We start from the raw sequence: 13,496 nt of genomic DNA, 5'->3' as shown, positions 1-13,496 counted from the left end.
TAGCCGGACCGTTCATTCGGTGGCAGTGAGAATTGGCTGAACCTCCATATAAGCGCCAAACTCTTAAGTGAAACGCCTGCCTGGAGAACGATCATGGCACTGCACCGCGTGGCCCGCTTCGCCGATGTGCCCGAAAACCGGGGCCTTGAAGTCCAGATCGCGGACACGAAAATTGTCCTGCTGCGGGTAGGCGATCATCTGCGCGCCTTTCAGGGCGAATGCCCCCATGCCGGAGCGCCGCTGGCCGACGGTGCGCTGTGCCACGGACGTTTGATCTGCCCGTGGCACAAGGCTGCGTATCGGATCGAAGACGGTGCGCTGTGCGAACCGCCGGCCCTGGACAGCCTCAAGCGCTATCCGCTGGAAGTGCGCGATGACGAGGTCTGGGTCGACGATCAGCCGATGTCCGACGCTCACACCCCACCGGCGGACGACGAGCGAACGTTTGTGATCATCGGTGCCGGTGCGGCAGGCACGGCGTGCGCGGCGGCGTTGCGCGAAAAGGGCTTCGGTGGCCGAGTGCTGTTGATCGACCGTGAAACCGACGCCGGTTACGACCGCACGGTCTTGAGCAAATTCGTGATTGCCGGGGAGATGCCGCCGGAAGAAGTCCCGCCGCTACGTGATGAACCCTTTTACCAAGAACAGCGCATTGAGCGAATAAACGCTGAAGTGACGAGCCTGGACGCCGCAAACAAGACGTTACGCCTGGCTGATGGTCAATCGCTGAGCTACGACGCGGCCCTGCTCGCCACCGGTGGCACACCCAATCCGCTTACGCTGCCTGGCGCCGACCTGCCGCAGGTGTTCGTGCTGCGTTCGAAGGATCAGGCGCAGCGGATTCTGGACTCGGCAACACCAGGCCAACGAGCGGTGATCATCGGCGACAGCTTTATTGCCATGGAATCCGCTTCCTCTCTGCGTCAATACGGCCTGGACGTCACCGTTCTGGCCCGCCACGCAATACCTTTTGCCAAACAGTTTGGCGATGCCGTCGGCAAGGCGATTCGTGCCCTGCACGAGGCCAACGGCGTGGTGTTTCATACGGATGGCCAAGCAACGCACGTCGAAGGAACCACAAGGGTCGAAGCGGTGCGCCTGGACAACGGTCAACGCTTACCGGCGGATCTGGTGTTGGTCGGCATCGGCGTCAGCCCGGCAACCGGTGCATTTACCGGCCTTCCCCTGGAAAAGGACCAGTCGCTGAAGGTCGACGGCGGGATGCGCGTGACCGATGGGCTTTGGGCCGCCGGCGATATCGCGACCTTCCCGCTCAACGGCCAGCCCCAACGGATCGAACACTGGCGCCTGGCACAGCAACAGGCACGGATCGCGGCGATGAACATGCTCGGCGGCGACGAGCATTACCTCGATGTGCCTTATTTCTGGACCTGGCACTTCGGTAAAAACTACGACTACCTTGGACACGCCGAGACCTGGGACGAGGTCGAGTTCAAAGGCGACCCTGACCAACCTCCCTTTATCGGCCTGTTCGGCAAGGACGGATTGGTGGTCGCCGCGGTGGCATGCGATGAAGAACGTGCGATAGCGATGCTCGCCGAACGGATGAAACAGCCGTTGCCGGTGGATGAGGCGTGGCGGCTGGTTCGGGACTTGAATTAACAGGATGTGGGAGTCCTTCGGCCTCTAGCGGGAGCAAGCTCCCTCGCCACAAGCCAGACAGCAAAACGCCCGGCGTCTGCGTTGCGCAGAGGCCGGGCGTAGGTGTGTAAGCCCTGGTTTTACTGGACGGTGACATCACCGCCGAATTTGCTCATGACAAACCCGACAAACTCTTCGACGGTCATTTTCTGGCCGTTGAATTCCACCTGATTATTGGCGTAGTGCAGTTTGGAGACGATGTTATTGCCTTCCAGTTTCGCCAACTGCGTGCCGACCGCCATGCTGCTGAACATGTCGGAGGTGGCGGTGGCCTGATCGGCGATGAGTTTGGCGTCGGTCTGACCGTCGATTTGCGACTGCACGCTCAGCAGGTCAACGAGCATTGGCTTGGACACTTTCACGTTGACGTCCAGCAGCGCGATCAGTTGTTGGGTCAGCTGGTCGGGCGGCAGGTCCATGGATTGTGGTTTGGTCAGGTCGAGCACCAGGTTGGCGCGGCTTTCGCCATTGGTGGTGTTGAACGACAGATTCTCCAGGGCGACCTGCGGGCCGGCGGCCAGCAGTTTCTCCAGGCCGTTTTTGACTTGTGCCTCTTCGTCCGGGGTCAGGATCAGCTCTGGCGCCGGTTCACCCGCCGCCGCGGCCTCAGCGGCGGCCCTCTCGTACGGTTGCAGTTTGGTCTGGTAAATCTGCATCAACGACATTGTTGCCGGGATGTCGAGGTTCTTCAGGCTCATGGCCATCTGCGCAGAGCCGACGGCCTTGCCGTTCAAGGACACCTCACCCACCTTGTAATCGGCACGCCCCGAGGCGCTGGTGCCCGATTCCTCGGTCTGGTTCTTCATTTCGAATTTCTTGAAACCCAAGACCGACTGCTTGGCGCCGAAGGTGGTCTTGCTGTCGGTCAGCTCGACGGTGTTCTCGCCGGTGTAGTAGCCGTAGGTACTTTTTGTCAGGTTGCTGGCCAGGGTCAGGCCGTTCAGTTCGACCTTCACCGGCGTCTGATCTTCAGCCACTGTGCTCAGTGTCAGGCTGTCCATGTAACCGTCGGCCTTGACCTTCTGCGCTTGAGCGCTGGCGGCGACATCGAGGTTCAACCCGGAAAATTTCAGGTTGGACTTGTCGTCAAGCGCCACGTCCAGCGGCAGCAATTGCAGGGTACCGTTGGTGGCATTGTCGTAACCGATGTTGACCACGCCCGTGAGCGGCGATTTGTCCTTGGCGGCGGCGAACCACTTCTCGGTGATCGGGGTTCTTTCCAGCTCGTAGTGACTGGTGGCCAGGACCGGCAGCCACTTGAGCGACACCAGGCGTGAAAACGGCAGCGGACCGTGTTCGACGTGATCAACGAACAGCAGCTCCACCGGTGCTTCGCCGAACATCTCGCCTTCGCCCTTGAGGCGGTAGTGCGCCGTGCTGCTGAACACATGGCGTTCCAGCGACACCAGCTCCAGCGACGCCGTGCCGTTGGTACCGACCAGCGCGGCTTGCAGCTCTTTGTTGGCGTCGGCGATCGAGGTGTTCAGCACACCGTCGAGTTTGGTGCCGGTGTACCAGGCACCGCCGGCGCTGATTGCACCGATGGCAACGACGATTCCAAGAAGCACGCCTGCTGATTTATTCATGAATGACCCGATCAATGTCCGTTGTTGAAGGTGTGGTCGTCTTCCCTGAACCCATGACGGGGTTGCGGTCACGACTGCGCTAAAAGTGCGATGCAGATTAGCATCAGGCGCACGGGGCGGCCCAATGATTAAAGGTTAAAGAGTGTCTATGGAATGCCACTGCTTGTGGACAACTGGCAGGGGGCGAGAGTTTCAGTGTTCATTAGATCGCCTTCGCGAGCAGGCTCGCTCCCACAGGGTGTTGTGATCGACACATAACCCATGTGGGAGCGAGCCTGCTCGCGAAGGCGTCAGTACAGGCAACATCAATTCAGGAATACTGAACCTCAATCTCATCCAGCTGATGATCAAAGCTCTTGAGCCGTGCGGTCCATGTATAGACCAGCACCTCGAAATCCCGATTGATCACCGCACCGCCCGTCACCTCAGCGCGCGGGTCGCAGAAGTCCAGTTGATAACGTTCGCGGGCCATGGCGGTGGCGACATCCGAGAGCTCCCGGGCGTTGCTGAGCCAGTGTCGGCCGTCTTCAGCGATTTGCTTGTCCAGCTCCAGACATTGTTTCTTGAGCGCTTCGAGGCTTTTTTCCAGTGGGGTGCCGGTGAGTTCACCCATGACTTCCTGAAACGTGCGCCCCGGCTGCCAGTAGCTGCCCCAGAAATATCGGTCGAACACTGTTTCAACCCGACGTAAAGCCACCTTGGTGTCCCAGATCAGCACCAGGGTCTTGCCTCGTTCGCACTGTCTTTTTTTGACACGCTGCCCCTGGACCGTCGCCACGGCCACCACCACGATTGCCATCACGGCAATCAGCGCTGAAGCACTGTCGAGGAACACCAGCGCCTTGTCGATCTGGTGGGCCAGCATGATGCCGTAGAAATAGGTGGCCGACAGCAACACCAATGCCGCTATAGCGCACCAGAAGCCGGGAGCATAAGGGTTTTTCATTATTGGAATCCCCATGACCAACGCGAGCCTTGATTGATGAACTCGACGCGCGACCTCATCAAATCAAAGCATAGCAACGGCCTCAGGGTTTGCCGGAGTTCGTGCCTTGCGTTCGTCCGCTTTCCCAGCCGCCACCCAAGGCCAGGAACAAATCGATCTGGCTCATGGCAACCTGCGTGCTGGCGGAAGCCAGTTGCGCCCGCACGTCGGTGTAGGTGCGGGTCGCCTGCAAGTCTGCCAGGAACGACGCGCGGCCGGCCTGGAAGAAGCGGTGGGTCTGGTCCGCCGCCAGTTGCGCCGATTGCTCGGCATCGGCCAGCGCATCGCGGCGTTGCAACAACGCGGAGTATTGGGCCAGACCCGTCTGGGTTTCGCGGATGGCGTTGAGCACCACGCCATCGAAATGTGCCAGCGCGCCTTGGGTGGTCGCTTCGGCCTCGCGGATTCGTGCGCGGGAGCCGTTGGATGGCACGGTCCAGGTCAACAACGGCCCGAAGCCCCAGCGATTGGTCGCCGGCTTGCCGAGGTTTTCCAGGATGCCGACGGTACCAACGGTCGCGCCGATGCTGATCTCCGGGTACAACTCGCCGGTGGCGATGCCGATACCGGCGGTCGCGGCAGCCAGTCGTCGCTCGGCCTGCCGCACATCGGGGCGACGCTTGAGCAACGTCGCGCCGTCACCCACCGGCAACAATTGCGCAATTTTCGGCAGTTCGGCGCAGCGGTCGGTGCCGGCCGGCAGTTGATCCACAGGTTTGGCCAGCAGCATCGACAACCGGAACAACCCGGCCTGACGCGCCGCCTCATAACGCGGCATGTCGGCGCGCAAGGATTTGAATTGGGTTTGCGAGCGGGTGACCTGGGTTTCATCGCCACGCCCGGCGTCGCGCAGACGCTGGATCAGCGTGGTGCTCTGGGCTTGCAAATCGAGGGAATGCTGGGCGATTTCCTGCTCTTCGTTGGCCGCGCAGACTTGGGTATAGGCCCGAACCACATCGGCCACCAAGGTAATCCGCGCAGTATCCGCCGCAGCTTGCGTCGCATCGGCATTGGCTTTGGCCGCCTCGATGCCGCGCTGCAACGTGCCAAACAGGTCGAACTGATACGAGGTGGTAATGCCGATGTCACCGACGTTGGCCACGGGCACTTTCTCCGGTAGCAAGAACGCTTCGCCGGACTCCTGCAAACGCTGGGCGCCCATCTTCACCCCGCCGCTCCAGCCACCTGCCGCTTGAGCTTCATCGACCTGCGCGCGCGCCCGGGAAAGGTTCGCCGCCGCCACGCGCAAATCAGTGTTGGAAGCCATAGCCTGCTCGACCAATTGATCGAGGCGCGGATCCTGATACAAGCGCCACCAATCGCTGGGCACCGGCGCCGAGACGACATTTTTGCCGTTCACCGCCAAGTCGCCCTGCAAGTCTTCACGATGCACAGCAGCCTCGTCCGGCAAGTGATAATCCGGCCCGACCACCTGGCAGGCCGACAGCAGCAAGCCTAATCCGGCAACCGCCAAACCCGAGGCCCTGCTCATTTCGCGGGCTCCTGCGGGTGGTCATTTATAATAGAAACCGTCGCCGTGCGACCGGCGATCATGCGGAAATCCGCCGGTACATCATCGAATGCAATCCGCACCGGAATCCGCTGGGCCAGCCGCACCCAACTGAATGCCGGGTTGACGTTGGGCAGCAAGTTGCTGCCGCTGCTGCGGTCGCGGTCTTCGATGCCGGCGACGATGCTTTCAACATGCCCGCGCAGGCGAGCGCGGTCGCCGATGACTCGAATATCGACGCTCTGGCCGACATGAATGCCGTCCAGTTTGGTTTCTTCAAAATAACCGTCGATGTGGAATGAATTGCTGTCCACTACTGACAACACTGGCCGCCCGGCCGTGACGAATTCCTGGTTGCGCGGCGCCCGGTCGTTGACGTAGCCGTCCACCGGGCTGCGGATGGTCGAGCGGTCGAGGTTGAGCTGGGCGCTGTCCACCGCCACCTGAGCTTCCATCAGCGCCACCTCGGCGCGGGCCACCCGGGACTGGCTTTCTTCCAGTTGCTCACCCGGCACCAGATTGCCGAGGCCGCCGTTACGCTTGGCTTCGCGTTGCGCCTGAGCCAGGGTTTCCTGACGGTCGGCGACCGCCGCCTTGGCCTGACGCAGGGCCAGTTTGAAACGGTCCTGATCAATGCTGAACAGCACTTGGCCACGTTTGACTAATTGGTTGTCACGCACGTCGACCCGCTGGATCAGCCCGGACACGTCCGGCGCGATCTGCACGATGTCGGCACGAATGTGGCCGTCCCGGGTCCAGGGCGCGAACATGTAATACATCACCATGCGCCAGACCACGACAACGGCGAAGCTCACGATCAGCAGGGTCAGGACCACGCGACCGAGGGTCAAAAAAGGTTTTTTCATGTCATCAGGTATCGACTGAGTGAGTCCACGGCGCCGAGCAGCAAAGCGTAGAGAGCCACGTTAAACAATGCCCGGTGCCAGACCAGACGGTAAAAGTGCAGACGCGTCAGCAACCCGTGCACCAGCAGGAACAACACGTACGTAATGCCCATCAGCACCAGCAGCGTGGGCAGAAACACCCCGCTGATATCCAGATCACCGATCATAAAGGCGCTCCATCGATGCCATGGGGCAGCGGTTCTTCGAGTTCGCCGGTGCCGACGAACTCCACCCCTGGCAGCAGCGACAGGCGCAGACCGCTCAAGGCATGCAGCAGATGCAGACGCGCACCTTCATCGCACTCCGTGTTGAGTGCACGGCGGGTGCGATCCAGGGTCATCAACAACGGACTCGGCGCCGGTAAACGTTCGCCAGCCTTGAGGCAGGCCTTGAAATACTCACCCACCTCGGCCACCACTTGGTGCAGCAGCACTTGCGGTGCGCCGAGGACTCGCGGTGTATAGGCGAGCAAATCCAGCAGGTTCAGCGCCACGCGCACTTCCCGCAGGGCGATGCCCGTGTCCTGGCCGGTCATGGCCAGGCGCGGCAAATGCTGCATCAGGCGATCGAGCATCTGCACACCCAAGTGCCGGTGCTCAGACAACGTGGCCGGCTCGGTGAGGCTGACGATGTCGCGCCAACTGAAACGGGTCAGGCGCTTGGCCGCCAGATCGGCGCCGAACGGCCGGGCGATCAGGGTCCAGACGAAGGCGAACAACAAGCCTACGGGGCCGGCCAGGTTGGAGTTGGCGAAGCTGAGGAAATCCGCGTCGTAGGCGCCTTGGATACTGATGAAAGACGAGGTGTTGACGAGGGTCAGCAGCATGCCCAGATAAAACTGCGGCTTGACCGTCAGGGTGCCGATGCAAATGAACGGCACGGCAAACGCCAGCACCAGCATCGGGAAGTCATGCAGGTTGGGCAGGACCAGAAACAGATAAAGACTGGCGAACAACACCGACATCGCCGTCCAGAAAAAGAATCGGAAGATCTGCGGTGCCGGGTCGTCCATCGAAGCAAAAAAGCTGCACGCCACCGCTGCCAAAATGACCGCGGAACCACCGTCGGTCCAGCCGAGCAAAATCCACAGCACCGAAGCGACAATGATGGCGGTGACCGTGGACGCCGCCGAATAGAGCATCAGCCCACGGTCGAGAAACGGCGACAGCCGACCAAGCCGCCAGTGCCGATAGACCGCGCGCCAGCTGTCCTGGCTTTCGCACTGGATGGCGTGCTGCAGACTGCGACAGTCCTGCCACACATCGATCCACTCGCCGAGGCGATACAGGGCGTTTGAGAACAGCAGCTGCTTGCGATCATCCAACGCTTCGGCGGACGGTTGCAGGGCTTCGAGTTGGTTTTTCAGTGTTTGCCAGCGGGCGAGGTCGGCATCTTTGTGGCCGAGCCATTCAGTGGTTGCAGCCAGCAGCGGCGCGAACTTATCCACAAGCTCGGGGGTGCGCCGCTCAAGGGCATACAGCGCGTCGTCGAGGGCGTCGATCACTGGCAGCAGGTGAATCATGCGCCCGCGCAGTTCCTTGGTGTTGCGCACCGTTTGCGGCCGCGTGCCTTCGTGGGGCAACTGACCGATCATCAATTCCAGCGTGTTGAAGGTCGCGACCATCGACGAACGCAGCGCACTGACTTCGTCCGGCTGCACGTTGCGGCTGAGGAAACGCAGGCTGTAAGTCGAGGCATCGGCAAACCATTTGTTCACCGAATCGTTGAACACCGGCGCCAGCCGCCGGGGCCAGAACATGGCGCCGACCACCGCCGCCACGGCGATGCCGAGGAAGATTTCTTCCGTCCGCGCTTCGGCCACGTCCCACACCCCCAGCGGGTTATTCACCACCGGCAGAGCGATCAGCGGCAAGGTGTACCCGGCGAGCATCAGCGCGTAATTGTTGGCGGTGCGCAGGTGCAGGGAGAGAAACAGCAGAGTCCCGGTCCACAGCGCAATGACTACCACCAGCACATAGGGGCTCTGGACAAACATCGGCACGAAAAAAACCGCGGCGGCGGCACCGAGAAGGGTGCCGACTGCGCGGTACAACGCCTTGGAACTGGTAGGGCCGACAAACGGACTGGAAACAATGTAGACCGTGGCCATCGCCCAGTAAGGCCGGGGCATTTGCATGAGCATGGCGATGTACAGCGCGATCATCGATGCCGCGAACGTTCGCACTCCGTAAAACCAGTCCCGCGCCGGGGGAACGCCGGTGAAAAATCCGCTCAAGGGTTCACCACCGGCAGATGATTGGCCGATTCAAAAGCCCTCAGTACCCGCAACGCCGCTTCCAGATCACGCTGATCGATCCCTTCGAGTACTTCATGGCGCAAGCGCACCAGCTCGATTTCGACGGCTTGCACCAACTCACGCCCCGTCTCGGTCAGGCTCAGGCATTTGGCGCGACGGTCATGGGCGTCTTCGGAACGGCAGACGTAACCGGCATGACACAGCTGGTCCAGCAAGCGCACCAGGGACGGGCTCTCCATCCCGGCCGCCTGCGCCACCGTCACCTGCCGCACACCCTCGCCCAAACGCCCGATCATCAACAACGGAACGGCGCAGGCTTCGGAGATTCCATAGTTGACCAGCGTGGTCTGGCAGATCCTGCGCCAATGCCTGGCGGCCACCACCATGGAGCTGCTGATGTTCATCTGGAGAGCGTCGAGGTTTTTCGGCACGAGGGGAAATACACACTGTTAGCTTGCTAACTATCAATATGGCATTTGAGGGGAAAGTTGGTCAAGTTTTGAAACAATTTGGTGGGCATAACCCATGCCTAGCTTCGGTAGGAATCGCCGTAGCATTCGAAACTGCGTAACGCTTTGCGACCGGACCGAGACTAAACCAATGACTAAACCTCCTGAATCAGAATCTGAAAACACCCTGGATTCTGCATACTCAAAGCAGTACCGCGATTTCCTGCAAAGGAAAGTGGACGCGGCACGGCTATCACAGCGTCAAGGCCAATACTTCAGCAATGAAGAGGTCGAAACTGAATTTGCCGCCAAGCGGGCGCAGGCGGCGGAATAAGAAAGGTCGGAGACTATTAACGTTTCTTGGCTCGGTCGTAAACAGCACTACGTTCACGCTTGCCCACTGCCACCACGGAAACGACCACACGCTCATCAATAACTTCGTACACCAACCTGTACCCTGATGAGCGCAACTTGATTTTGTAGCAGTCAGGCATTCCATGTAGTGAGTCTGACGGTACTCGCGGGAGCTGAAGTCGCTCTGCCAGTTTCTTTTTGAATTGCTCGCGCAGCGTATGACCCAGTTTGTCCCACTCCTTGCGTGCGGACGGCAGGAATTCGAGCTTATAGGTCATCCAGATTTACCGGGATCGGTGTCTCATGCCTGCGTGAGCGAACAATCTCCGCCAGTTCAAGATCATCGAGTCGCTCCATCATGCACTCGAAAACATCGGCCGGAACCATGTAGCCCATGACGCGATTGTGATTTAGCACTGCCACAGGCCCGCCATGGGCGCCGTTCAGTACTGCTGATGGATTTTTCTTCAACTCAGACACGCTTACAGCGATGTCGGCCAGAACATTTTGCATAATTAAGACCTCAATTCAGGTCACGATTCTGGTCTATTCACACTTTATGAGCAACCTAGAAAAAACCCTGAAGTTGGATTTCCACCCAGATTTTTTTACCGCTCACCAGTTTTTTTTACATTTGGCCATTTCCTCTCAGATTTTTTTACACCCCCCGCCCCTTCCTCATCAGCACATCCAGTTGATCCACCACCTCCGCCCAATCTGCGTCATCCAGAATATCGTCACGCAAAAACTGCGCTTGGCTCTGGGTCCAGAAGAACGCATCGGCCAAATGCAATTCAGGTTTGAGCGGTGAGTGGGTGGCGATGAATTTATCGATGCTTTCGGCGTCATCAGGCAGGCCGAGTTGTTTGAACAGGTTGGGAAGGCTGTGGGTTGGGGATTCCATGTCGGGCTCCTTTTTTATGGCAAATGATTGGGCGACCGCTTCGCGGTCAATCGCGAGCAAGCTCGCTCCCACAGGAATCGCGTAAACCCTGTGGGAGCGAGCCTGCTCGCGATGGCGATGTAACTGACGCCGCAAAAACTACTGACTCAACTCACACACTTCAGCATGCGGCACCATTTTCAGGAATTCCGGCACGCTCATGTGCACCAGGTTGTTGTGGTTACCAGCCTCCAGGTAGATGTCTTTTTGCCGGGTCAGCAATGGGTCGATGACCATGTCCATGCCATAGGATTCGCCCAACGCAGGCACCGCGCCGCGTTCGCAATCCTGGAACAGATGCGCCAGGGTACTTTCCCGGGTGATCTGCCATTCGCCACTGCCGCGTACTTTGCTCAGGTCCAGGTGACGACTCGCTGGCAGCACAGCCATCAGGTAATGGCCGTGGTGGTCGTCGAGGATCACCGATTTGGCCACCCGCTCGGCAGGAATGCCCGCGACCCGCGCCGTTTCAAGGCTGCTGGCCGAGTGCGGATGGGTGACAACGTCAAATTCGCATTGAGCCTTGTTAAGGCTGTCCTGCACAGTTCTTGCCATACGCATGATGCACCTCGGTGTCCGCAACAACGTTTCGCGGACGATGGTTAAACTTTTTCTCTCCACTAAAAAGTCTAGGCCCGCTGGCGCCATCGCGCGGGAAATCTGCCCGCCGGAATAACGTCAACAACTGATCAAAATTCGTACAATCCAGAGCTCAGCTAGACTGTATAAAGAACCATCAATGACTCTCCCGGAGGGTCACGTGAACATTCGTTGTTGTGCAGTTGCGCTGCTGTTGGCCTTGAGCGGATCGGTATTCGCAGCGGACACCGTCGTCTTGCTGGTGCCCAACCCCATCGGGATCTGGCTGATCACGTTCGGCATCGCGTTTCTGATCGCCGAGGCGGCCTTGCCCAATTACGGCGTGATCGGTCTGGGCGGCATTGTGATGTTCGTGATCGGCGCGGTGATTCTGACCAACACCGAGGTGCCTGTTCCATTGATGATCGGCCTGGGACTGATCAGTGCCCTGCTGCTGATCTTCCTGCTGATCCACGCTCTGAAAACCCGACCGCGCGAAAACGTCAGTGGCGATGCAGGACTGGTGGGTAGCGTGGCCCCGGTGATGTCGCTGGCCGGCAATGCCTACAACGGTTGGGTGCACCTGCAAGGAGAAAAGTGGCAAGTGCTCAGCGCCACGCCGCTGCAACCCGGGCAAAGGGTCCGGGTGGTGGCACGCAAGGGATTATTGCTGGAAGTGGCCGCGGCTGACGCGGCGCCGGGTGGAGAATAACCATGGGCTTGCAACTGGGTTTTGCCGCGCTGCTGTTACTGGTGATTGCACTGGCGGGGTCGACCTTCCGCATCCTGCGCGAATATGAGCGCGGGGTGGTCTTCCAGCTCGGGCGCTTCTGGCAGGTCAAAGGCCCTGGCCTGATCCTGCTGATTCCAGTGGTCCAGCAAATGGTTCGCGTCGACTTGCGCACCGTGGTGCTCGACGTACCACCGCAAGACGTCATCACCCGCGACAACGTCTCGGTCAAGGTCAACGCGGTGCTGTATTTCCGCGTCCTCGATCCGCAGAAAGCGATTATTCAAGTTGAAGACTTTCTCATGGCCACCAGTCAACTGGCCCAGACCACCTTGCGGGCGGTGCTCGGTAAACACGAACTCGATGAACTGCTGGCCGAGCGTGAGCGGTTGAACATCGACATCCAGCAAGTGCTCGACGCCCAGACCGATGCGTGGGGCATCAAGGTCGCCAACGTCGAGATCAAGCACGTGGACCTCAACGAATCGATGATCCGCGCCATCGCCAAACAGGCCGAAGCCGAGCGGGAACGCCGGGCCAAGGTGATCCACGCCGAAGGCGAATTGCAAGCCTCGGAAAAACTCATGCAGGCCGCTGAAATGCTCGGGCGCCAGCCTGGGGCCATGCAGCTGCGGTACATGCAGACGTTGAGTTCGATTGCCGGGGACAAAAGCTCGACCATTGTCTTTCCGCTGCCGATCGAGTTGCTCAAGGGGATGGCGGATTTGTCGTCCAAGCCCTGACCTTTCCTACAGACACCAACGTCCGGTAATCCCATCGGAGATTTCCTTCAAGTTGTAGCGGTGTTGGTGAACTTGTTCCGGCCCAAACCCAGGTCTAGTCTGGCCTTGTCACTGAATAAACGGTGACACGGACGTGCAAGTCCGACGAAACTGTTTGGGGCGCAATTGCCATGGCTCATTGCTTTATGGCGGCTGCGCGCAGGAGATCCTCGGATCTGCTGGGTGTCCTAAACAGTCCCGGTCTTGCACACCTGCGCACGGCCGCCACCCAATTCGTGTGCAAACGAAGGGTGACGGCTCCAACTTACTGTTTAGGAAATTTTATATGTTCAAGGTATCTCCAAATCCACCAGATAACTGGCACCCAGTCCGAAGAATCCCTCGAAGACGAAAAACTCAAAGAAGCCGCCGAACGCGCCTTCGCCCACTACTTCCCCCCGGCCACCGAAAAACCGGCTAAACGCCGCAAAGGCAACCTCTTCACCGTCTCTCCCGACATCGACACCGAAGCCCTACTGGCCAACGCCTCCGAAGACCTGCTGTCCATCAGCGCCATTGCTGCCAATCTGGCGGACGATGTGGACGGGACACGGCGCTCGGTAGCCCTGGCGCTCAGCCGCATGGCCGATGGCGTGCAGTTGCTCGTAGAGCGAGCGCTGGATCATTGGGAGGAGTCGGAGATCATGCAGGCTCGGGTCAAGGTTTAGCCAGGTAGGTTTGTGGTGAATTGACCGCCGCCATCGCGAGCAGGCTCGCTCCCACATTGAATTTCGGTCGTACACAGAAGCTGTGT

General features: G+C 59.6%; 15 protein-coding genes and 1 pseudogene. 5 read left to right on the top strand and 11 right to left on the bottom strand.

Annotated features, from left to right (window positions below; genetic code table 11):
* The first annotated feature begins 93 nt into the window (after positions 1 to 93).
* Entirely contained in the window at positions 94 to 1,623 is a 1,530-nt protein-coding gene (locus tag ACYZTW_RS01790; RefSeq protein ID WP_462003499.1) for an FAD-dependent oxidoreductase, read from the top strand.
* 119 nt (positions 1,624 to 1,742) lie between these two features.
* Here the strand turns inward: ACYZTW_RS01790 and ACYZTW_RS01785 are convergent, their stop codons facing one another.
* The 7 genes from ACYZTW_RS01785 to ACYZTW_RS01755 form a co-directional block, all read right to left on the bottom strand.
* Positions 1,743 to 3,248 carry a YdgA family protein gene (locus tag ACYZTW_RS01785; RefSeq protein WP_462003498.1) on the bottom strand — a complete coding sequence of 502 codons (1,506 nt, stop codon included), beginning with the start codon at positions 3,246 to 3,248 and terminating at the stop codon, positions 1,743 to 1,745.
* Positions 3,249 to 3,558: 310 nt separating this feature from the next.
* Positions 3,559 to 4,194 carry an NADH:ubiquinone oxidoreductase subunit N gene (locus ACYZTW_RS01780; RefSeq protein ID WP_462003497.1) on the bottom strand — a complete coding sequence of 212 codons (636 nt, stop codon included), beginning with the start codon at positions 4,192 to 4,194 and terminating at the stop codon, positions 3,559 to 3,561.
* Positions 4,195 to 4,276: 82 nt separating this feature from the next.
* Positions 4,277 to 5,725 (bottom strand): efflux transporter outer membrane subunit, encoded by a 1,449-nt coding sequence (locus tag ACYZTW_RS01775; RefSeq protein ID WP_462003496.1) that lies wholly within the window; start codon positions 5,723 to 5,725, stop codon positions 4,277 to 4,279.
* The gene (locus ACYZTW_RS01770) at positions 5,722 to 6,609 is read right to left on the bottom strand and encodes an efflux RND transporter periplasmic adaptor subunit (protein ID WP_462003495.1); all 888 of its coding nucleotides are present in this window, start codon (positions 6,607 to 6,609) and stop codon (positions 5,722 to 5,724) included. Before ACYZTW_RS01770 ends, ACYZTW_RS01775 begins: the two co-directional genes overlap by 4 nt.
* Positions 6,606 to 6,815, bottom strand: coding sequence for a DUF1656 domain-containing protein (locus tag ACYZTW_RS01765; RefSeq protein ID WP_008148151.1), 210 nt, complete (start codon positions 6,813 to 6,815; stop codon positions 6,606 to 6,608). The genes ACYZTW_RS01770 and ACYZTW_RS01765 overlap by 4 nt, the downstream gene beginning before the upstream one ends.
* Positions 6,812 to 8,884: an FUSC family protein gene (locus tag ACYZTW_RS01760; RefSeq protein WP_462003494.1), complete on the bottom strand. Its 2,073-nt coding sequence runs from the start codon at positions 8,882 to 8,884 to the stop codon at positions 6,812 to 6,814. Before ACYZTW_RS01760 ends, ACYZTW_RS01765 begins: the two co-directional genes overlap by 4 nt.
* On the bottom strand, positions 8,881 to 9,309 hold the full coding sequence (locus ACYZTW_RS01755) for a MarR family winged helix-turn-helix transcriptional regulator (protein ID WP_462003493.1): 429 nt from the start codon (positions 9,307 to 9,309) through the stop codon (positions 8,881 to 8,883). The genes ACYZTW_RS01760 and ACYZTW_RS01755 overlap by 4 nt, the downstream gene beginning before the upstream one ends.
* Before the next feature lie 196 nt (positions 9,310 to 9,505).
* Between ACYZTW_RS01755 and ACYZTW_RS01750 the strand changes: the two genes are divergently transcribed.
* Positions 9,506 to 9,688: a hypothetical protein gene (locus tag ACYZTW_RS01750; RefSeq protein ID WP_462003492.1), complete on the top strand. Its 183-nt coding sequence runs from the start codon at positions 9,506 to 9,508 to the stop codon at positions 9,686 to 9,688.
* 16 nt (positions 9,689 to 9,704) lie between these two features.
* On the opposite strand, the gene ACYZTW_RS01745 is transcribed toward ACYZTW_RS01750, so the two are convergent.
* The 4 genes from ACYZTW_RS01745 to ACYZTW_RS01730 all read right to left on the bottom strand — a co-directional run bounded on the left by ACYZTW_RS01745 (position 9,705) and on the right by ACYZTW_RS01730 (position 11,212).
* Entirely contained in the window at positions 9,705 to 9,986 is a 282-nt protein-coding gene (locus ACYZTW_RS01745; protein WP_109627206.1) for a type II toxin-antitoxin system RelE family toxin, read from the bottom strand.
* Positions 9,976 to 10,221, bottom strand: coding sequence for a type II toxin-antitoxin system Phd/YefM family antitoxin (locus ACYZTW_RS01740; protein WP_462003491.1), 246 nt, complete (start codon positions 10,219 to 10,221; stop codon positions 9,976 to 9,978). Before ACYZTW_RS01740 ends, ACYZTW_RS01745 begins: the two co-directional genes overlap by 11 nt.
* 145 nt (positions 10,222 to 10,366) lie before the next feature.
* Positions 10,367 to 10,612, bottom strand: coding sequence for a DUF2789 domain-containing protein (locus ACYZTW_RS01735; protein WP_462005686.1), 246 nt, complete (start codon positions 10,610 to 10,612; stop codon positions 10,367 to 10,369).
* A gap of 138 nt (positions 10,613 to 10,750) precedes the next feature.
* On the bottom strand, positions 10,751 to 11,212 hold the full coding sequence (locus ACYZTW_RS01730) for an aminoacyl-tRNA deacylase (protein WP_462003490.1): 462 nt from the start codon (positions 11,210 to 11,212) through the stop codon (positions 10,751 to 10,753).
* 199 nt (positions 11,213 to 11,411) lie between these two features.
* Here ACYZTW_RS01730 and ACYZTW_RS01725 point away from each other — a divergent pair, with 199 nt between their 5' ends.
* From ACYZTW_RS01725 to ACYZTW_RS01715, 3 genes and pseudogenes are all read left to right on the top strand, one after another.
* Entirely contained in the window at positions 11,412 to 11,942 is a 531-nt protein-coding gene (locus ACYZTW_RS01725; RefSeq protein ID WP_462003489.1) for an NfeD family protein, read from the top strand.
* 2 nt (positions 11,943 to 11,944) lie between these two features.
* Entirely contained in the window at positions 11,945 to 12,703 is a 759-nt protein-coding gene (locus ACYZTW_RS01720) for a slipin family protein (protein ID WP_129439535.1), read from the top strand.
* Between the two features lie 325 nt (positions 12,704 to 13,028).
* Positions 13,029 to 13,410, top strand: a pseudogene (locus ACYZTW_RS01715) (DUF6124 family protein).
* The last annotated feature ends 86 nt before the right edge of the window (positions 13,411 to 13,496 follow it).

This window comes from Pseudomonas sp. LB3P25, assembly GCF_054897985.1.
This window is presented reverse-complemented; position numbering and strand designations above follow the sequence as displayed.